At 59.0% G+C, this 20476-nt stretch carries 15 protein-coding genes and 4 pseudogenes; 17 read left to right on the forward strand and 2 right to left on the reverse strand.

All coding sequences use genetic code 11. The annotated features are described in order from the left end of the window. Positions 1 to 5 precede the first annotated feature (5 nt). The 14 genes and pseudogenes from JNO11_RS06685 (at position 6) to JNO11_RS06750 (ending at position 11865) form a co-directional block, all read left to right on the forward strand. Positions 6 to 569 carry a hypothetical protein gene (locus JNO11_RS06685; RefSeq protein WP_033757233.1) on the forward strand — a complete coding sequence of 188 codons (564 nt, stop codon included), beginning with the start codon at positions 6 to 8 and terminating at the stop codon, positions 567 to 569. Further along, the gene (locus tag JNO11_RS06690) at positions 566 to 1885 is read left to right on the forward strand and encodes an AMP-binding protein (protein ID WP_346267495.1); all 1320 of its coding nucleotides are present in this window, start codon (positions 566 to 568) and stop codon (positions 1883 to 1885) included. The genes JNO11_RS06685 and JNO11_RS06690 overlap by 4 nt, the downstream gene beginning before the upstream one ends. Next, positions 1872 to 2219, forward strand: coding sequence for a hydroxymyristoyl-ACP dehydratase (locus JNO11_RS06695; RefSeq protein ID WP_033786574.1), 348 nt, complete (start codon positions 1872 to 1874; stop codon positions 2217 to 2219). Before JNO11_RS06690 ends, JNO11_RS06695 begins: the two co-directional genes overlap by 14 nt. Beyond that, complete coding sequence (locus tag JNO11_RS06700) at positions 2213 to 3922, forward strand: glycosyltransferase (RefSeq protein ID WP_325177094.1); 1710 nt, start codon at positions 2213 to 2215, stop codon at positions 3920 to 3922. The genes JNO11_RS06695 and JNO11_RS06700 overlap by 7 nt, the downstream gene beginning before the upstream one ends. Further along, the gene (locus tag JNO11_RS06705) at positions 3915 to 4328 is read left to right on the forward strand and encodes a thioesterase family protein (protein WP_325177095.1); all 414 of its coding nucleotides are present in this window, start codon (positions 3915 to 3917) and stop codon (positions 4326 to 4328) included. The genes JNO11_RS06700 and JNO11_RS06705 overlap by 8 nt, the downstream gene beginning before the upstream one ends. Continuing rightward, complete coding sequence (locus JNO11_RS06710) at positions 4322 to 4930, forward strand: outer membrane lipoprotein carrier protein LolA (protein ID WP_010246442.1); 609 nt, start codon at positions 4322 to 4324, stop codon at positions 4928 to 4930. Before JNO11_RS06705 ends, JNO11_RS06710 begins: the two co-directional genes overlap by 7 nt. Beyond that, positions 4917 to 7224 (forward strand): annotated as a pseudogene (locus tag JNO11_RS06715) (MMPL family transporter). The gene JNO11_RS06710 and the pseudogene JNO11_RS06715 overlap by 14 nt, the downstream one beginning before the upstream one ends. Further along, positions 7221 to 7793 (forward strand): DUF3261 domain-containing protein, encoded by a 573-nt coding sequence (locus JNO11_RS06720; protein WP_022625891.1) that lies wholly within the window; start codon positions 7221 to 7223, stop codon positions 7791 to 7793. The pseudogene JNO11_RS06715 and the gene JNO11_RS06720 overlap by 4 nt, the downstream one beginning before the upstream one ends. After that, positions 7790 to 8950, forward strand: coding sequence for a beta-ketoacyl-[acyl-carrier-protein] synthase family protein (locus JNO11_RS06725; protein WP_033766909.1), 1161 nt, complete (start codon positions 7790 to 7792; stop codon positions 8948 to 8950). Before JNO11_RS06720 ends, JNO11_RS06725 begins: the two co-directional genes overlap by 4 nt. Further along, complete coding sequence (locus tag JNO11_RS06730) at positions 8940 to 9416, forward strand: 3-hydroxy-fatty acyl-ACP dehydratase (protein WP_010246435.1); 477 nt, start codon at positions 8940 to 8942, stop codon at positions 9414 to 9416. The genes JNO11_RS06725 and JNO11_RS06730 overlap by 11 nt, the downstream gene beginning before the upstream one ends. After that, a complete protein-coding gene (locus JNO11_RS06735) occupies positions 9413 to 10144 on the forward strand; it encodes a 3-ketoacyl-ACP reductase FabG2 (RefSeq protein ID WP_060679923.1) in 732 nt (243 codons plus the stop codon). Before JNO11_RS06730 ends, JNO11_RS06735 begins: the two co-directional genes overlap by 4 nt. Next, on the forward strand, positions 10141 to 11376 hold the full coding sequence (locus JNO11_RS06740) for a beta-ketoacyl-ACP synthase (protein WP_187494385.1): 1236 nt from the start codon (positions 10141 to 10143) through the stop codon (positions 11374 to 11376). The genes JNO11_RS06735 and JNO11_RS06740 overlap by 4 nt, the downstream gene beginning before the upstream one ends. 132 nt (positions 11377 to 11508) lie before the next feature. Next, positions 11509 to 11652 (forward strand): hypothetical protein, encoded by a 144-nt coding sequence (locus JNO11_RS06745; protein WP_010246429.1) that lies wholly within the window; start codon positions 11509 to 11511, stop codon positions 11650 to 11652. 39 nt (positions 11653 to 11691) lie between these two features. Continuing rightward, complete coding sequence (locus JNO11_RS06750) at positions 11692 to 11865, forward strand: hypothetical protein (RefSeq protein WP_325177096.1); 174 nt, start codon at positions 11692 to 11694, stop codon at positions 11863 to 11865. Here JNO11_RS06750 and JNO11_RS06755 read toward each other — a convergent pair. Further along, a pseudogene (locus tag JNO11_RS06755) lies at positions 11853 to 13017 on the reverse strand (beta-glucosidase). The gene JNO11_RS06750 and the pseudogene JNO11_RS06755 sit on opposite strands and share 13 nt — an antisense overlap. A 154-nt stretch (positions 13018 to 13171) precedes the next feature. Here JNO11_RS06755 and JNO11_RS06760 point away from each other — a divergent pair. Continuing rightward, on the forward strand, positions 13172 to 14632 hold the full coding sequence (locus JNO11_RS06760; RefSeq protein WP_010669827.1) for a phospholipase D family protein: 1461 nt from the start codon (positions 13172 to 13174) through the stop codon (positions 14630 to 14632). Between the two features lie 296 nt (positions 14633 to 14928). Here JNO11_RS06760 and mdoC read toward each other — a convergent pair. Then, a pseudogene (mdoC, locus tag JNO11_RS06765) lies at positions 14929 to 16063 on the reverse strand (glucans biosynthesis protein MdoC). Positions 16064 to 16331: 268 nt separating this feature from the next. On the opposite strand from mdoC, the pseudogene JNO11_RS06770 reads away from it, so the two are divergent. Together JNO11_RS06770 and mdoH are read left to right on the forward strand one after the other, a co-directional pair. After that, a pseudogene (locus JNO11_RS06770) lies at positions 16332 to 17868 on the forward strand (glucan biosynthesis protein G). Further along, positions 17861 to 20413 (forward strand): glucans biosynthesis glucosyltransferase MdoH, encoded by a 2553-nt coding sequence (gene mdoH, locus JNO11_RS06775; protein WP_033766916.1) that lies wholly within the window; start codon positions 17861 to 17863, stop codon positions 20411 to 20413. The pseudogene JNO11_RS06770 and the gene mdoH overlap by 8 nt, the downstream one beginning before the upstream one ends. Positions 20414 to 20476: the final 63 nt, after the last annotated feature.

A 20476-nucleotide genomic window follows, 5' to 3' on the forward strand; every position in this document is an offset into this window, starting at 1 on the left:
CCGCCGTGCCTGCTGCTACGCTTCGCCTGCTGAATCTGCTTACGCTACTGGCCTGGCCACTGCTGGTCTGGCTGGCGCTGACCCAGCCGCGCTGGCAGGGGCTTTTCTGGCTGCTGGCACTGCTGTTTGGCCTGCGCTGGCTGCAGCTGCGTCGTCAGCAAAACGCCATGGGCGCGGTCATGGGCTGGCTGGCGCTGCTCGGCGCACTGCTCTGTGTCAGCAGCCAGCTATTACGCACTCAGCATCTGCTGCTGTGGTATCCGGTGGCGGTCAATCTGGCGATGCTGCTGGTGTTTGGCGCCTCACTCTGGAGTGCGATGCCGCTGGTGGAACGCATCGCCCGGCTGCGTGAGCCCGTGCTTCCCCCTGCGGCAGTGCGCTATACCCGCCGCGTCACCCAAATCTGGTGCCTGTTTTTTATCGGCAACGGCAGCATGGCGATCTATACCTGTTTGCTGGGCGATCTGCGGCTCTGGACGCTGTGGAATGGCGGCATAAGTTATCTGCTAATCGCAGCGCTGATGAGTGCTGAATGGCTGGTACGTCAGCGCGTGAGGCGAAAAGCATGAGAGTGGCCGACTGGCTGACGGGAGACGATCGCGAGGTCGCCTGGCGCGGCGATCAACGTTTGATGCTCAGCGCGATGCATCGTCAGGTCGTGGCGCTCCGCCAGCGCTTGGCAGCACAACCGGGCAGCCACTGGGCGCTCTGTTTTGATGACAGTTACCGTTTTTGTGTGGCGCTGCTGGCATGCTGGTATGCCGGTAAAACGCCGGTGATGCCGGGTCACTGCCGCGCCGCGCTGCTGGATGAGAGGCAGGATCGGCTGGATGGCGTGCTGTGCGACATGCCGCTGGCGGTCAGCCTGCCGCTGCTGGCGTGGGACGACGCAGAAGCGCAGGGGCCGCTGCCGCCGCTGCCGGAGAGTGCAGAACTGGTGCTCTTCACCTCGGGATCCACCGGTGCACCGCGTCAGGTAGTGAAGTCGCTGGCGGTGATGGAGCAGGAGAGTCGCTGGCTCAGCAGCCTGTGGGCCGAACAGTTGCGTGGGTGCCGGGTCATCGCCTCGGTCAGCCATCAGCATCTCTACGGTTTATCGTTTCGACTTTTCCTGCCGATGATGCTCAGGCTGCCGTTTGCCGCCCAGCCGCTGTTTTACGGTGAACAACTGGCCCAGCTTCCGCGCGACGTTCGCTATGCCTTTATCAGCAGCCCGGCCTTTTTATCGCGGCTGGACAGCACGCTGAAAGCGCCCGCCTGTGAACTGATTGTCTCTGCCGGTGGCGCACTGCGCGACTCTGATGCGGAGCAGGTCTGGCAGCGATTTGGCTGTCAGGTCAGTGAAATCTACGGCAGCACCGAAACCGGCATTCTGGCCTGGCGTCAGTGCGATCGGGCGGAGGCGCCGTGGCGCCGCTTCCCGCAGGTCAGGCTGGAGCAGGTGACGCCCGATCGCTGGCAGGTCTGGTCGCCGCTGATTGCCGGTGACAGCGGGCTGCAGCTCGACGATCGACTGACTATGCAGCCGGACGGCGGATTTCAGCTGGCAGGACGCCACGATCGCATCGTAAAAATCGGTGACAAGCGCATCTCATTAAGCGAGATAGAGCGCCGTCTGACCGACCTGCCGGAAATCGAGGATGCCGTAGCGCTGGTGGTCACGCGTCATGAGCGTCAGGCGATTGGCGTCGTGCTGGCGCTGAACAGCGCACTGGATGAGGCGGCTCTGCATCAGCGCAGGCAGCAGTGGAAACGCCAGCTGCAGCGCTGGCTGGAACCGCTGGCGATGCCGCGCTACTGGCGGATTGTGGCCACTATTCCGGTGACCACCCAAAGCAAACGCGCCTGGCCGCAAATAGAGGAACTTTTTCATGTTGCCGATTGAACGCAGCCGGGAGCTGCGGGCTGACAGCGTCACGCTGACCCTGCAGATAGATGCCGGACTCTTCTGGTTTCAGGGCCACTTTCCGCATCTGCCCATTCTGCCGGGTGTGGCTCAGCTGGACTGGGTGATGCACTACGGCGTATCACTGCTTGCGCCCGGTAAACAGTTTGCCGCCGTTGATAACATTAAATTTCAGCAGCCGGTATTACCCGACTCGCTATTGCAACTGCATCTGGACTGGGACGCTGAAAAATCCCGCCTGAGTTTCCGTTACAGCCTGCTGAAGAACGACGGCGAGCAGATCGCCAGCAGCGGGAAGATCGCGCTGTGTTAAGCGCCCCGTTTTCACCCTGCGTGGTGATCCCCTGCTACAACCACGGCGCGATGATGGCGTCAGTGCTGGCACGGCTGGCGCCCTTTAATCTGCCGGTAATCGTGGTGGATGATGGCAGCGATGCGGCCACTCAGCTTCAGCTGGCGACGCTGCACGCCCCGCAGCTCAGCCTGCTGCGACTCGACAGCAATCAGGGTAAAGGCGCGGCGGTGATCCACGGTCTGCGGGCTGCGGCGGCACGCGGCTTCACCCATGCGGTGCAGCTCGACGCGGACGGCCAGCATCAGGCGGAAGATCTGCCGCTGATGCTGGCGGAAGCGGAGCGTTATCCCGACGCGCTGATCTCCGGTCAGCCGCTCTATGACGACTCGATCCCCAAATCACGCCTTTACGGTCGCTACATCACCCACTTCTGGGTCTGGATTGAAACGCTGTCGCTGTCGATCCGCGACAGCATGTGCGGCTTCCGCGTCTATCCACTGGCCGCGACGCTGACGCTGTGCGATCGCCGGGCCATCGGTCAGCGCATGGATTTTGATACCGAGATCATGGTGCGGCTCTACTGGCAGGGAACCCGCAGTCGCTTTATCCCGACTCGCGTCACCTATCCGGCCAGCGGGCTGTCACACTTCGATGCGCTCTACGACAACCTGCGCATCTCCTGGATGCATACCCGGCTGTTTTTCGGCATGCTGCCGCGCATTCCTCGTCTGCTGGCGATGCGTAAACCGTCGACGCACTGGTCTGCGGAAACGGAGCGGCGCGGACAGTGGGGATTACGTTTTATGCTGGCGGTCTATCGCTACGGCGGGCGGCTGCCCTTTACGCTGCTACTCTGGCCGGTAGTGGCGGTCTATTGGCTGAGCGGTCAGCGCGCGCGACGCGCTTCCCGGCAGTGGCTGGCGCAGGTCGCTACCGCCGCGCAGCAGCAGCAGATTGCGTTACCGCCACGGCTTAACAGCTACCGCCATTTCCTGCGGTTCGCCGGGGCAATGCTGGATAAAGTGGCCAGCTGGCGCGGCGATCTGCGCTGGGGACGTGATATCGATTTTGCGCCAGGCGCAGAAGCGGTGATCCGCACACCCACGCCGCAGGGCAAGCTGATTCTCGCTTCCCATCTTGGTGACATTGAAGCCTGTCGCGCGATGGCGCAGCAGGTCAGCGGGCTGGTGATTAATGCGCTGGTGTTTACCGACAACGCCCGGCGTTTTCGGGCGGTGCTGGAAACCATCGCCCCGCAGGCGGGGGTGAATCTGATGCCGGTGAGCGATATCGGGCCGGAGACCGCTATCCTGCTGCAACAGAAGCTGGATGCGGGCGAATGGGTGGCGATTGTCGGGGATCGCACCGCGGTCAATCCGCAGCGCGGCGGCGAGCGGCGGGTGATCTGGAGCGACTTTCTGGGCCGCGCCGCGCCCTTTCCACAGGGGCCGTTTGTACTGGCGGCCGCGTTGCGCTGTCCGGTGCTGCTGATGTTCGCCCTGCAGCAACAGGGTAAACTGCGTATTCACTGTGAGCCCTTCGCCGATCCGCTGCTGCTGCCGCGTGCGCAACGTCAGCAGGCACTGCAACAGGCGGTCGATCGTTACGCAGCGCGGCTGGCCCATTACGCACTGCTGGCGCCGCTCGACTGGTTTAACTTTTTCGATTTCTGGACGCTGCCTGATCAACAGGCGCACCACAAGGAGTCTGACCATGACTGAACATCATGCTGAAGTCGTGCTGACCGTCTCATTCCACGACTGCGATCCTATGGGCGTGGTCTGGCACGGCAACTATTTCCGCTTTTTCGAAGTGGCGCGTGAAGCCCTGCTGCGCAGCATTAACTACAGCTATGACGAGATGGCCGCCAGCGGCTACGTCTGGCCGGTGGTCGATACCCGGGTCAAATACCGCCAGCCACTGCGCTGCGAAGAGACGATCCGCGTCAGCGCCCGGATTACGGAATATGAGAACCGTCTGCGCATCGACTATGAAGTGCGAAATGCTGCCGGCCAGATCACCACCAAAGCGCATACTCTGCAGGTGGCGGTGGAGCAGGAGAGTCAGGCGTTGTGCTTTGTTTCACCCGATATTTTACTGGAACGTTTAGGAGTGAAAGGATGCTGAAAATTGTGCTTACCAGCCTGCTGCTGTGGGCCAGTGCCGCCAGCGCGGTCACGCTGGATCAGCTGCAGCAGCGTTTTGCCAGCCAGCCTGTGATTCGGGCAGACTTTATCCAGACGCGCACCATTTCCGGCATGCGTCAGCCGCTGGTCTCGCACGGGCAGATGCTGATCGCTCGCGAGCAGGGCTTATGGTGGCATCAGCAGACACCCTTTGTGATGACGCTGCTGCTGGATGATAAACGCATGGTGCAGAGCCTCAGCGGCCAGAAGCCTCAGGTAATCACCGCCGACAGCAACCCGCAGATGTTCCAGTTCAACCATCTATTGCGGGCGCTGTTCCAGGCCGACCAGAAAGTGCTGAACGAGAACTTCAGCGTGGCCTTCAGCGATCGCGGCAACGGAGCCTGGACGCTGGAGCTGACGCCCAAAGCGGCGCCGCTCAACAAAATCTTCAACCGTATCTCGCTGGCGGGCAGCGCCTACCTGGACAGCATCAACCTGGATGATAAGCAGGGCGATAAAACGCAAATAGAGCTCAGCAACACCCGAATTGAACCGCCGCAGTTAAGCGACGAGGAGCAGGCGCGTTTTGCCGGGCCGTAACGATCGGCTGCTGGCCCTCCTGTGGCTGGCCCTCTGTCTGATGCTGGCAGCTGCGCTCTCTTTTTTGCTGCCGCGCAGTCAGCTCAACAGCAGTGTGCTGGCGCTACTGCCGCAGCAGAATCTGGGGGGCGGCACCGCCTGCGCTGCAGCAGGGCTTTATGCAGCGGCTGGATCGCCAGCTGGTGTGGCTGGTTTCACCCGGTGAGCAGGACGATCCCCAGGTCGCCGCCTGGTGGCTGGCCCAGCTGCGTGCGCTGCCTGACCTGAAACAGGTGCAGGGTGATCTCGACGGGCAACAGCAGCAGCAGTGGGGCCGCTTTGCCTGGCAACACCGTAACGGCCTGATCGATGAGGTGACGCGCGACCGCTTACAGAACGGCGGCGAGGCGCAGGCTGACTGGCTGCTGGCGCAGCTCTTTTCGGCCTTCTCTGGCGTCAGCAGCAAAGAGTTGCAGGGCGATCCCCTGATGCTGGTGCGGGGTTCGCAGCTGGCGCTGGCACAAAACGCCGGGCGCATGACGCTGCATGATGGCTTGCTGACAGTAAAAGATGCACAGGGTCAGCAGTGGTATTTTCTGCATGGCGAACTGGCGAACAACGCTTTCAGTATGCAGCAAAGTCATGCGCTGGTTACCCGACTCAGCGCGCTGGAGCAACAGCTTAAAAGCCGCTGGCCGCAGGCGAAACTGCTGACGCGTGGCACGGTGCTGTTCAGCGACAACGCCAGCCAGCGTGCGCAGCATGACGTTAAAACGCTGGGCAGTGTGACGCTGGGTGGCGTCGTCCTGCTGGTGCTGCTGGTCTTCCGCTCACTGCGCCCGCTGTTGCTGACGGTCACGTCTGTGGCCATCGGCGCGATGGCGGGCACGGTGATGACGCTGCTTTGCTTCGGTGAACTGCATCTGATGACGCTGGTGATGAGCCTGAGTATTGTCGGCATCTCTGCGGATTACACGCTCTATTATCTCACTGAGCGCATGGTTCACGGCGATCAGCAGACGCCGTGGCAGAGCCTGCGAAAAGTCCGCGGCACGCTGCTGCTGGCGCTCGGGACCACCGCCATCGCCTGGCTGCTGATGCTGCTGGCACCGTTCCCGGGGCTGCGGCAGCTGGCGGTGTTTGCCGCCAGCGGATTAACGGCTTCCTGTCTGACGGTGATTCTGATCTACCCGTGGCTGGTACGCGGATTACCGGTGCGTCCGGTGCCGCTGATGGTGCCGCTGGCGCGCTGGCTTGCCGCCTGGCGTCGCCAGCGCGGGCTGCGCGTCGGATTACCGGTGGCGATGGCGATCTTCGCGCTGGCCGGTATCGCCCAGTTAAAGGTGGATGATGATATCGCCCATCTGCAAAGTGCGCCTGCGCATCTGCTGGAGCAGGATCGCCAGCTGGCAACCCTGACCGGACAGCGCGCCGATCAGACCTGGTTTGTGGTCTGGGGCGATGATGCACAGCAGACGCTGCAGCGGCTGGAAAAACTGGCACCGGATCTGCACCAGGCGCAGCAGCAGGGCTGGCTGCAGCACTATCGTCTGCTGCCGCTGACGTCGCTGGCGCAGCAACAGCGGGATCTTCAGCTGTTGAAACAGGCAGCACCGGATATTACGGCCCGCCTGCAGCAGGCGGGTATCACGCTGCCGGCACCGGATCTGACCCCGATGCCGGTAACACCAGAGGCGTGGCTGTCGAGTCCGCTGAGTGAAGGCTGGCGACTGCTGTGGCTGACGCTGCCAGACGGGCGCAGCGGTGTTTTGATCCCCACCAGCGGCGTAAAAAACAGCGCTGCACTCGCGGAGCTGACCAAACAGCATCCGGGCGTCAGCTGGATTGACCGCAAATCAGGTTACGATTCGCTGTTCAGCTTCTGGCGCACCCTGCTGAGCGGGTTACTGGCGCTGGCGCTGCTGCTGATCACCCTGAGTTTTGTCCTGCGACTGGGGTTAAAGGCTGGCTTACGCAGCGCGCTGCCGTCAGTGCTGTCGCTGGCGATGGCGCTGGCAACGCTGGGCTGGATCGGCGCGTCGCTGAATCTGTTTGCCCTGCTGGCACTGATTCTGGTGCTGGGCATCGGCATTAATTACACGCTCTTTTTCAGCAACCCGCAGGGTACGCCGCTGACCTCGTTGCTGGCGGTGTCGCTGGCGATGATTACCACCTTACTGACGCTGGGTATGCTGGTATTCAGCAGCACCAGCGCGATTGCCAGTTTTGGCACAGTGTTATGCAGCGGCATCTTCAGCGCTTTCCTGCTGTCGCCGCTGGCGATGCGACCCACCCGATCAAGGAGTAAACGATGATCCGCGCCGCTCTTATTCTGCTGACGGCTCTGCTGCTCAGCGCCTGTGCCGGACCTGCACCCGACAGCAGCCGTCCCACCGCCTGGCTGAAACCGGGCGTGAAGGTGACGCTGCCACCGCCGGGCATCCGTCCCGCCTTCCAGCAGCAGCAGTTGCTGACCGGACAGGTGAAAGGCCAGAGTCAGTCACTGCTGGTGCTGCTCAGCGCCGATGAACAGCAAATTGATCTGGCCGGACTCTCCTCGGTGGGTATTCGTCTGTTCAGCCTGCGCTACGATGCCAGCGGTATTCACACCCAGCAGCTGATGCCGCTGCCGCAGATGCCGCCTGCCAGTCAGGTGCTGGCGGATATTATGCTCAGTTACTGGCCACGGGAGCTGTGGCAAAAACAGCTGCCGCCAGGCTGGACGTTGCAGGATCAGGGGTTAAAGCGACGGCTGATCGATGCCGATAATAAGCTGGTTACCGAAATCGATTATCTGCAACGCGGTAATCAGCGCCAGCCCATCAGCATTCAGCAGCATGCGTTTGGCTATCAGATCCGCATTCAACATCTGGACGGCTCATGATTTACATCTCTGCCATCGGCATGCTGAATGCCCTGGGGAACAACACTCAGCAGATTGCGGCCAGCCTTACCAGGGGTGAGGCACCCGGCATGCAGCTGCGTCATGGCTGGCTGAGCGGCGACCGCGCCTGCTGGCTTGGCAGGGTTGAAGGCGATTTGCCATCGGTTCCTGCTGCCCTGAGCGTGCACAACACCCGTAATAACCAGCTGCTGCTGGCCGCGCTGGCGCAAATCCGTCCGGCGCTCGACGCGGCGATTGCTCACTATGGTGCCAGCAGAGTGGCAGTTGTGCTGGGAACCAGCACCTCGGGCGTGGATGAGGGCGATCAGCAGATTGGCGGCAGTCAGTCCGGTTATCACTATCAGATGCAGGAGCTGGGCGATCCCTCCCGTTTCCTGGCTCACTATCTAAGCCTGGATGGCCCGGCCTATACCATTTCAACCGCCTGCTCCTCCAGCGCCCGCGCCATTATCAGTGGTGAGCGGCTGATCGCGGCAGGGCTGGTGGATGTGGCGCTGGTGGGCGGTGCGGACTCGCTGAGCCGGATGCCGATCAACGGATTCGACAGCCTGGAGTCGCTCTCTGAACGTCGCTGCGCCCCTTTCAGCCGCGATCGCGACGGCATCTCGATTGGCGAAGGGGCCGCACTGATGCTGCTGACGCGGGAACCGCAGCCGCTGGCGCTACTGGGAGCTGGCGAATCGTCTGACGCCTGGCACATGTCTGCTCCCCATCCGCAGGGCGAGGGCGCTGAACGGGCGATGCGTATGGCGCTGCAACAGGCGAATTTGTTGCCAGAGCAGGTGGGTTATATCAATCTGCACGGCACCGCGACGCCGCTTAACGACCAGATGGAAGCCGCCGTGATTCAGCGCCTGTTTGGCAATGCGGTGCCGTGCAGCTCGACCAAACATCTGACCGGCCATACGCTCGGCGCGGCAGGAGTGTGTGAAGCCGCCCTCAGTGCGCTGATCCTGCAAAACAATCTGCCGCTGCCCGCGCAGGATTTCAGTGAGATGGCGCCGGATGAGACGCTGCCGGATTGCGGATTGTTATTACAGCCGCAGGCGCTGCAACGGCCTGTCATCGCTTCTAACTCCTTCGCCTTTGGCGGCAACAACACCTGTCTGATTCTGGGACGCCAACATGGTTATTAATTCTCCCGCGGCACGCTGGCTGCCGCATGCTGCGCCGATGCTGCTGCTTGATCAGCTGATCGCCGTTGATGATGAGCAGGTCCACTGTCAGGTGTCGACCTGCGCCGGTGGCGTACTGACACCGTTTCTGACGCCTCAGGGTGAACTGCCCGCCTGGTTTGGCGTCGAGATGATGGCGCAAACCGTGGGCGTCTGGTCGGGCTGGCATGCAAAGCAGGGCGGCGCCACCCTTATCCCGCCCGGCATGCTGCTGGGCGGACGCGGCTGGCGGGCAGAGCGATCCCTCTTTCCCGCCAGTGTTACGCTGGATATCAGAATGACGCTGCTGATGCGCGATGACCGCATGGGCAGCTTTGAGGGTGACATTCATTACGGCACCCAGCGGCTTGCCAGCGGTCGCCTGAATACGTATCAACCCAATGAAGCAGAATTACAGCAATTGATGTCACAAGGAAATCAGCCATGACAGATTCGGTATTAGTGACGGGCGCCAGTAAAGGGATTGGCCGCGCGATTGCGTTGCGTCTCGCCCAGGATGGCTATCAGGTTATCGTCCATTTCAACCGTGACCGCGCAGGCGCTGAGCAGTGCCTGCAGCAGATCGAAACCGCAGGCGGCAGCGGCCGTGTGCTGGGATTTGATGTGGCCGATCGGGCGGCAACCCGCGCTGCGCTGGAGGCGGATATTGAGCAATATGGCGCCTATTATGGTGTGGTGAGCAACGCCGGTATCACCCGCGATGCGGCGTTTCCTGCCCTGACGGATCAGGAGTGGGACAGCGTCATCCACACCAATCTCGACAGTTTTTACAATGTGATCCAGCCCTGCGTGATGCCGATGATCGGTCTGCGGCGCGGCGGCCGCATTATCACGCTCTCGTCGGTGTCGGGGATAATGGGTAATCGCGGTCAGGTGAACTACAGCGCGGCGAAAGCGGGCATTATTGGTGCCACTAAGGCGCTGGCGATTGAGCTGGCGAAACGCAAAATCACCGTTAACTGCATTGCGCCAGGCCTGATTGATACCGGTATGGAGGGGCTGGAACCTCAGGTGATTGAGGAAGCGATGAAGATCGTGCCGATGAAGCGCATGGGCGCGGCTGAAGAGGTCGCCGGACTGGCGAGCTATCTGATGTCCGATATTGCAGGCTACGTGACGCGTCAGGTCATTTCTATTAACGGAGGCATGCTGTGATCCAGCGGGTAGTCGTAACCGGCATGGGCGGCGTAACCGCCTTTGGTGAGTCCTGGGCTGAAGTTTCGGCACGGATCCGTGCGGGCCGCAATGCGGTGCGCTTTATGCCGGAGTGGCAGATCTACGACGGGCTGCATACGCTGCTCGGCGCACCGGTGGATGACTTTGTGCTGCCGGCGCACTACACCCGCAAGCGTATCCGCGCCATGGGCCGCGTTTCGCTGCTGGCAACGCGCGCGACCGAGCTGGCGCTGACCCAGGCGGGCCTGATTGACCATCCGGTGCTGACCAGCGGAGAAACGGGTATCGCCTACGGTTCTTCCACCGGCAGCACCGGGCCGGTCAGCGAGTTCGCCACCATGCTGACCGAAAAGCACACCAACAATATCACCGGCACCACCTATGTGCAGATGATGCCACACACCACGGCCGTCAATGCCGGGCTCTTTTTCGGCCTGCGCGGCCGGGTGATCCCGACCTCCAGCGCCTGTACCTCTGGCAGCCAGGCGATTGGCTATGCCTGGGAAGCGATTCGTCACGGGTATCAGACGGTGATGGTGGCTGGCGGCGCAGAAGAGCTCTGTCCGTCGGAAGCCGCGGTGTTCGACACCCTGTTTGCCACCAGCCAGCGTAATGACGCGCCGCACACCACACCTGCACCTTTTGATCAGCAGCGCGATGGCCTGGTAATTGGCGAAGGGGCAGGCACGCTGATCCTTGAGTCGCTGGAACATGCCCTGGCACGCGGTGCAACGATCTACGCCGAGCTCACCGGGTTTCATACCAACTGCGACGCCGCCCATATTACTCAGCCGCAGCGGGAAACCATGCAGATCTGCATCGAGCGGGCGTTGCAAAGCGCCGGTATCACGGCCGCAGACGTTGGTTATGTGAATGCGCACGGCACCGCCACTGAACGGGGTGATATGGCCGAAAGTCTGGCGACGGCGGCGGTGTTTGGCGAAACGACGCCGATCTCTTCGCTGAAGTCATATTTTGGCCATACGCTGGGTGCCTGTGGGGCGCTGGAAGCCTGGATGAGCATTGAGATGATGCGGGAAGGGTGGTTTGCGCCAACCCTGAACCTGACGCAACCGGCAGCAGATGGCGGCCAGCTGGATTACATCATGGGTGAGCCGCGTGAGATTGAAACCGACTATATCCAGAGCAACAACTTTGCCTTTGGTGGCATTAATACTTCACTGATTTTCAAACGCTGGCGCGGCGTCTGATCTCAGGCCCGTGCCGCGCTGGCACGGGCCAGTTTATTTTTCGGACGAAAGAACCGGACGATAATCAGCCTTTCATCTACACTGTCACTCACCGCATCACTCCCGGCGGCCCATGTTTTTCACAGGATAGTTATGTCTTTACCCTTGCCACCCGACGATCACGATGAGCCAATTCGCCAGTCACTTGACGATGCGCACTTTGCGATAGTGGTGCTTGCGGTGACCTCGGTAACGCTTATAATCTTTGTCCTGATGATTACGCTCTGGATGAGCTGACACGCACAGGGATTCAACGGATTGAATAAGGAGAAGGCGATGGACTCCGGAGATGACAAATTAATCGCAATTATCGGTTTGCTGGCGGCCTGCCTGATCGGGGTGATCTTCCTGTTTACCATGGTCTGGCTGACCGACGTACGTCATCCTGCCGATCCCTCTCTCGACGTTCGCTCCTGTTACCCTAAAAAGCCACCTTCTCAGCACGTCTGATTTCGTGTCGCAAACTTAATCTGCTGACTGCGCAATACCAGCGCCAGCGGCTCATGCAGATTACGGTTGCCATTGGGATCGGCTAATCCCAGCAGCGGGCCAGGGGAACGCCGGTCATCGGCCCAGGCCGGATACTCCACTACCGGATAGAGCGAAATCCCCTCCACCGCAATGCCCTGATCCAGCGCCACCGCCACATTTTCACTGATCTCCTGCAGCCAGGGGGGCGCGCGCTTCACCCTCAGCGCCAGTTTCAGCAATCAGCATCGGACGCTGGTAGCGCTGCCAGCACTGCGCCAGCAGAATATGCAGCGGCACACGCTCCGGATCCTCCAGCGACATCGGCTGGTCGGGGAAAAACCAGTGGTTATCGGGATAGTAGTTCAGGCCGAGGATATCCAGGCAATCTTCACTGCCGCCTAGCTCCTTATCGACGCGACCAGCCAGCATGTCCCAGGCTTCGAACTGCGCCTGATGCTGCGCATCGGCATAGGGTTTGCTGTCCGGATTATCGGGATGATGAGCGATCTGCACCAGCGGGTCAGTCAGCACAAAGCGCGCCTCCGGATAGACCTCGCGAATGGCATGTATCGCCGCCAGCGAGGCGCGGACCAGCTGGCGCTTCAGCTCTTTACCACGCTGCGCCGCATGAGGATTAAACCAGGCCACATCCGCCCCGGCCCATGACCAGAATGAGATTTGATTAACCGGTGTAAAGAAGGGGCGTTCGATGCCCTGATCGCGCATCAGTTGTGCCATCGCGCGGGCGAAACGACTAAAATGGTCAACAAATTCGGCTTTCCAGATATTAAGATGATCGGGATAACCGAAATGAGCCAGCTCCCAGATGATCTCCATCTGCTGACGTCGCGCGGCGTCGACCATCGGCAGAAAGCTCTGCCAGTCATACTGGCCAGGGATCTTTTCGATCAGATGCCAGCGCGCACCGTCGCGGGCGGTGAGCAGATGCTGCTCAGCCAGGGCGGCATAATCTTTTTCCAGCAGCATATCGTGTCCGCTGCTGATCACCATATCCAGCCGTTTACCGGGCGTACGGCAGGCAGTGGAACAGGGGAAACTGCCCTGGAAAAAGCTGCGAAACAGGCTGGGATGATAGCGCTGGCGGGCATCTGTAAGGGATTGATGAGACATATTCCTCTCCTGCCGGGATAATGCCGGTCACAGATCGTCCGGTTAAGTCTAGACTAAAAACGCCCGTGACCCCTCACTAACTCAGAACAGAGGAATAGCATCAGAGGTCGGACCGGGGAATAATAAAAATAACTGCATTTTACAGGGAAATGTCATGACCGAAGCGTTTGAGCTCTCCCAGCCATTGGAACGGTCCAGCTGGCTGGAAACACAGCTGGAGCCAGAGTGTCTGCGCCATCCGGGGCTGAGCGGCGTCCATCAGCTGAGCGACGGGCTGGATGCCTTTGCTGCCCGCTATCTGCTGATGCAAAAAGCGGAGCGTTCACTCGATATCCAGTATTACATCTGGCAAAACGATCTCTCTGGCCGGTTGCTGTTCAGCGCCGTGCTGGAAGCTGCCCGACGCGGCGTGAAAGTGCGGCTGCTGCTGGATGACAACAATACGCCGGGCCTGGACGACACGCTGGCCCAGCTCAACCGCCATCCCAACATTGAGGTGCGGCTGTTTAATCCGTTCTCGTTTCGCACCCTGCGCGCGCTGGGTTATCTCACCGACTTTGCCCGTCTGAACCGCCGCATGCACAACAAAAGCTTTACGGTGGATGGCGTCACGACCGTGGTCGGTGGGCGCAATATCGGCGACGAATATTTCGGCACCGGCAATGAACCGCTGTTTGCCGATCTCGACGTCATGGCAATAGGCCCGGTGGTTAAAGAAGTCGCAGAGGATTTTGAGCGCTACTGGCGCAGTAAGCCGGTCTCGCCGCTGCAGCAGGTGCTGGATGAAGAGGAGCCGGAAGAGGACAGTGTGAGTCTGCCAGCAGAGTGGCGTCACAGTGAACCGGTGCAGCGCTATCTTCAGCGGCTGGAAAATTCTTCGCTGCTGCAGGAGCTGGAAGAGGGCACGCTGGCTCTGACCTGGGCAAAAGCGCGACTGCTGAGCGATGATCCGCGTAAAGGGCTGGGCAAAGCGCGTGCCAGAAGCCTGCTGCCGCAGCGAATGCTGGAGGTGATAGGCACGCCGCAAAAGCAGTTCGACATCATCTCGGCCTATTTCGTGCCGACCCGCGCAGGGGTCGCTCAGCTGCTGTCGCTGAAGCGCAAAGGGGTAAAAATTGCCATTCTGACCAATTCGCTGGCGGCTAACGATGTGTCGATTGTCCATGCCGGCTACGCTAAGTGGCGCAAAAAACTGCTGCGTCATGGTATTGCGCTCTATGAGCTGAAACCGCAGGCGGGCGTGCCTGATGCCCCGCACGACCGGGGATTAACCGGTAACTCCGGCTCCAGCCTGCATGCCAAAACCTTCTCAGTGGATCAACAGACGCTGTTTATCGGCTCGTTTAACTTCGATCCCCGTTCAGCGGTGCTCAATACGGAAATGGGACTGGTGATTGAGAGTGCGGCGCTCGCCGGAGAGACGCATCAGCGTTTCAGCCAGTCAATGCGCGATCGGGCATGGACGCTGCGGCTGGATAAGTGGGGCAGGGTAAACTGGCTGGAGTATCCGGGTGAGCCGCAGCAGATTGTGCATAAACACGAGCCGGGCTGCTCCTGGTGGCAACGGCTGCAGGTGCGGTTAGTGTGGCGGTTGCCGATTGAGTGGCTGCTTTAAGCTGGACCTTGCCTGGGTACAGGCGCTGGCTCAGGAAGCATACGCCCTCCGCAAAGACGCAAAACCCGCCATCCCTGGCGGGCTCAGCGCGGGCGATTACGCACCTCATCCCTGAGGTGCGCCCGTTGCCGGGCCAACGCGTTGCTTTGTTCAAAAACGCTCCCGGCGTTTTTGTCCCTGGCCCGCTATGCTTTGCTACTGGCGTATGCTCCCATCGCTTTAAACTCTTAAGCTGTCTGTGAGACACATCATTTATAGCCTGACCTCACTTATGGCCCGAGGTCACTGATCGCCTGTCATTGTGCTTGTTTACGCTCAAATTTCCCCGAGAAAAGGAACCGCAGCAGCGGGATGCGCAGGTGAATCTCATACAGCAGAAACGCGATGCCAAACACCATCAGCAGGCCAACGAAGAAGCCCAGGGTGTTGTTTTCAATCCGCGGCGTCACGTAAATGCCATACAGCAGCGTCAGCGGATGGTGCACCAGATAGATAAACAGTGACGCATTGACCAGATACATAATGCGCGGCGAATGTGAATTCAGCAGCTTATGACCAAAGCAGAAGCAGACATTCAGCATGCAAATGCCCATCAGCGTCGAGATAATCGCATCCAGCTCATACAACCAGCCCTCACCGCTGCTCAGTCGCTGGTTGGCGCAATAGGCCGCAAACATCAGCAGCGCACCGACCCACATCACCAGATTGAAGCGGACAAACAGCTGCTTCAGCGGGGGGATGTTTCCACGCCAGCGCTCCCAGCATAAAGAACGGCAGATAGAAGAGCGTCTGCATCACAATGATGCTAAACAAACCATCCATCAGCCACGCAGGCTGGAAAATAAACACCAGACGCCGGAACACGCACCAGAGCAGCGCCCACGCCAGTACGCCCGCCGTCAGCGATCCCCAGCCAACCCGCGAATAATCAATGGTGCGATGCTGATCGCGCAGCCAGCGGAAGGTCACCATCCCCAGCGTGGTCAGCATCACCAGCACCACCAGGAACCACAGGTGTGAAATCAGCTCCCACATCAGGTTATTAAATTTCTGATAGGGGGTGAAACGGGGCCAGTCAGCCAGCTTATCCGTCCACTCTTTCAGCATAAAAAATTGCGGCAGCGTCAGCAGCGGAATGGCGGTCAGCATTGGGATACCTACCCGTTCCAGACGCACCTTCAGGAAGCGACGTGGCTGATAGCGCAGATAAAGCATGTAGGAGAAATAGCCCGAAATGACGAAAAACACCTGCATACGAAACGCATGAATAAAATCATTCAGCAGCGTCAGCCATAACGACGCTTCATGACTGTTTACTGCCCATTTCTGCGCGGAGTAGATGAGGGAAACGTGAAACGGCACCCCCAGTAACATCAGATAGGCGCGGATGGAGTCGAGGAAGTATTCACGTTCAGGTTTTACAGTACTCATAAAGTTCCAGTTCGTTAGTACGTTTAACCGGTTTCACCCTGAAACCGGATTATGCTCTGTGAAAATTCTACCTGGGATAAACCAGGTATACTATCAGTGGAATCCGTAGTGTCTAATTGTCCTAAAAGCAGGGTTAAGCCTGACGAAATGCGGGAACAATGTTGCGCATAAGCTGTCGGAAAACCGAATAATCCTTTAAGATAAACGGGTTTGATTTAAGCACACGAAAGGGGGGGATGTGCTGACTAAAGAAAAAAATAAAGCCGGACTGATGAAGGTACGCTGGATTGGTACTGCAGTTCTGCTGGCGTTGTACGCCAATAACAGTTGGGCGTTTAACATCGACGATGTTGCCAAACAAGCCAAAGCGTTGGCAGGGAAAAGCTTCGAAGCGCCTAAAAGCAATTTACCCTCTCAATTTCGTGAAATGAAATTTGCTGATTATCAGCAGATCCAGTTTAACCACGATAAAGCGTATTGGGGCAAACTGCGCACGCCGTTCAAGCTGGAGTTTTATCATCAGGGAATGTATTTCGATACCCCGGTGCAGATCAACGAAGTGACCGCCAGCGCGGTGCGCGAGATTAAATACAACCCCGATTATTTTAATTTCGGTAATGTAAAACATGACGCAGATGCGGTAAAAAAACCTCGGTTTTGCCGGTTTCAAAGTACTTTACCCACTCAACAACAAGGGTAAAAACGATGAGATCGCCAGCTTCCTGGGCGCGAGCTATTTCCGTGTCATCGGTGCCGGTCAGGTTTATGGCCTGTCGGCGCGTGGACTTGCCATCGATACGGCGCTGCCGTCCGGTGAAGAGTTCCCGCGCTTTAAAGAGTTCTGGATTCAGCGTCCTAAACCACAGGACAAACAGCTGGTGATCTACGCACTGCTCGATTCGCCGCGTGCGGCGGGTGCGTATCGCTTTGTGCTGCATCCGGGTGACGCTTCAACGGTTGATGTGCAGTCAAAAGTTTACCTGCGTGATAACGTCGGCAAACTGGGTGTTGCACCGCTGACCAGTATGTTCCTGTTTGGTCAGAACCAGCCATCGACGGTGAACAACTTCCGTCCGGCACTGCACGACTCTGACGGTCTCTCTATCCACAATGGCAACGGGGAGTGGATTTGGCGTCCGCTGAACAACCCGCGTCATCTGGCAGTGAGCACCTTCACCATCGAGAATCCGAAAGGGTTTGGTCTGCTGCAGCGTGGGCGTGACTTTAACAACTATCAGGATCTTGATGACCGCTATGATCTTCGTCCAAGCGGCTGGGTTGAGCCAATAGGCGACTGGGGTAAAGGCCGGGTTGAACTGGTTGAAATCCCGACGGCAGATGAAACCAACGACAACATCGTTGCGTTCTGGACGCCGGAGACGCTGCCAGAGCCTGGCAAAGAGATGAACTTCAAATATCGTCTGCACTTCTCGCGCGACGAAAACCAGCTGCACTCCGATGATACCGCCTGGGTCAAAAATACCCTGCGTTCAGCGGGTGACGTGAAGCAGTCTAATCTGGTGCGTCAGCCGGATGGCACCGTGGCTTTCACCATCGACTTCGTGGGTAAAGACATGAGCAAGATGGCGGAAAACAGTCAGGTGGCACCGCAGGTCAGCGTGGGTAAAAATGCTGATGTGGTTGAGCAGAGCGTACGTTATAACCCGGTCACCAAAGGCTGGCGTCTGGTGTTGCGTCTGCGTGTGAAAGATGCCAAACAGTCCACCGAAATGCGTGCGGCCTTGGTTAGCGGCGACAAGACATTGACGGAAACCTTGAGCTATCAGTTACCTGCCAATGAATAAATCGACTTTTACACCTCAACGTTATGTGGAATCTCTGCCGCTGGATGCGGCAGGGAAGGCACGCCTGAGCGTCTCATTGCAGAATGCCAGCGAGTTCCACTTCATCCATGATGTGCTGGGCAGGGATGTCGCAGCCAGTGACCGTCCCGACGATGCGCCGTTAAAATCGGTCTCATCGCGGGTTGAAATGGCCTGGCCCGATTCGCTGGCCGAAGGTCAGCAGTTGGGTAAAGATTACCTCGACCGCACCACGCTGAAGGCGATGCCGAAGGTCAAACGCTCACTGATGTTCCCGGAAGCCTGGCGTACCAACCCGGTCGCCCGTGCCTGGGACTCACTGCGTGGACACAAATCGGTGCCGCGTTATGCCAATGCGGAAGAGCGGCGTGCCGAGGAGAAGTGGCGTCATGTTGGTTCAATTCGACGCTACATTCTGCTGATCCTGACCATTTTCCAGACCGTGGTCGCCACCTGGTACATGAAGAGTATTCTGCCGTATCAGGGCTGGACGCTTCTGGATCCGATGGAGATGATCAATCAGAACTGGCAGCAGTCAGTGATGCAGATCCTGCCTTATTTGTTGCAGACCGGCATCCTGTTCCTGTTCGCCATACTCTTCTGCTGGGTCTCAGCCGGTTTCTGGACGGCCCTGATGGGCTTCCTGCAGCTGCTGATTGGACGTGATAAATACAGTATCTCTTACTCAACGGTCGGAGATGAACCGCTTAACCCGGAACATCGTACCGCGCTGATTATGCCGATCTGTAATGAAGACGTTGAGCGTGTTTACGCCGGTCTGCGTGCGACCTGGGAGTCGGTGGTTCGTACCGGTAACGCTGAACACTTCGACGTCTATATCCTCAGCGACAGTTACGATGCGGATATCGCGATTGCCGAACAGAAAGCCTGGATGGAACTGGTGCGGGATGTTGGCGGGGCAGGCAAGATTTTCTATCGCCGTCGTCGTCGTCGCGTGAAGCGTAAAAGCGGAAACATCGATGACTTCTGCCGTCGCTGGGGCAGCAACTACAGCTACATGGTGGTGCTGGATGCCGATAGCGTCATGAGCGGAGAGTGTCTTACCGGTCTGGTACGCATGATGGATGCCAACCCGAATGCCGGGATCATCCAGTCGTCGCCGAAAGCATCGGGTATGGATACGCTTTATGCGCGCTGTCAGCAGTTTGCGACCCGCGTTTACGGTCCGTTATTTACCGCCGGTCTGCACTTCTGGCAGCTGGGTGAGTCTCACTACTGGGGTCACAACGCCATTATCCGCGTGAAACCCTTTATTGAGCACTGTGCCCTGGCACCGTTACCGGGAGAAGGCTCCTTTGCGGGTTCAATCATGTCGCATGACTTCGTAGAAGCTGCGCTGATGCGTCGTGCCGGTTGGGGCGTCTGGATTGCCTATGACCTGCCGGGATCCTATGAAGAACTGCCACCGAACCTGCTGGATGAGCTGAAACGTGACCGCCGCTGGTGTCACGGCAACCTGATGAACTTCCGCCTGTTCCTGGTGAAAGGGATGCACCCGGTTCACCGTGCGGTGTTCCTGACGGGTGTGATGTCCTACCTCTCGGCTCCGCTATGGTTTATGTTCCTGGCGCTCTCCACTGCCCTGCAGGTAGTGCATACGCTGATGGAACCGACTTACTTCCTGCAACCGCGGCAGCTCTTCCCGGTCTGGCCGCAGTGGCGTCCGGAGCTGGCGATAGCGCTGTTCTCGACCACCATGGTGCTGCTGTTCCTGCCGAAAATGCTGAGTGTCGTGTTGATCTGGTTTAAAGGATCGAAGGCCTACGGCGGACCTCTGCGGCTGCTGGCTTCACTGGTGCTGGAAACGCTGTTCTCGGTGCTGCTGGCACCAGTGCGTATGCTGTTCCATACGGTGTTTGTGGTCAGCGCCTTCCTCGGCTGGGAAGTGGTGTGGAACTCACCGCAGCGTGATGACGATGCAACACCATGGAGCGAGGCGTTTAAACGTCACGGTTCGCAGATGGCATTGGGTCTGGTGTGGGCGATTGGTATGGGACTGCTGGATCTTAACTTCCTGTGGTGGCTGGCACCGATCGTCTTCTCACTGATTCTGTCGCCGTTTGTCTCGGTCATGTCGAGCCGCGCAACGCTGGGCATTAAGAGCAAGAAAGCGAAGCTGTTCCTGATCCCGGAAGAGTACTCGCCGCCGCAGGAGCTGGTGGATACCGATCGCTATGTGGTACTGAACCGTGAGCGCGCGCTGGAAAATGGCTTTATGCATGCCTTATTCCATCCTGCCTTCAACGCGCTGGCAACGGCACTGGCCACATCGCGCCACAAGCAGAGTCAGTTACTGGACTATGCGCGTGACCGTCGGGTTGATCAGGCGCTGAGCGATGCGCCGGATAAACTGGGCCGCGAACAGCGTCTGCAGTTGATCAGCGATCCGGTGGTGCTGGCCCGTGTTCATACCCGACTGTGGGAAGATGCGGACAAGTATCATCAGTGGGTTGAGAGTTATCAAAAACTCACGCTCAACCCCAACGCGCTGGCAAACAACGCGTAATCTGAAAAAGCGGCAGCGATGCCGCTTTTTTTATCGGATTAAAACAGCGATTCGCTGATAAAT

The organism is Pantoea sp. 1B4 (assembly GCF_016925765.1).
Classification (GTDB): Bacteria; Pseudomonadota; Gammaproteobacteria; order Enterobacterales; family Enterobacteriaceae; genus Pantoea; species Pantoea agglomerans.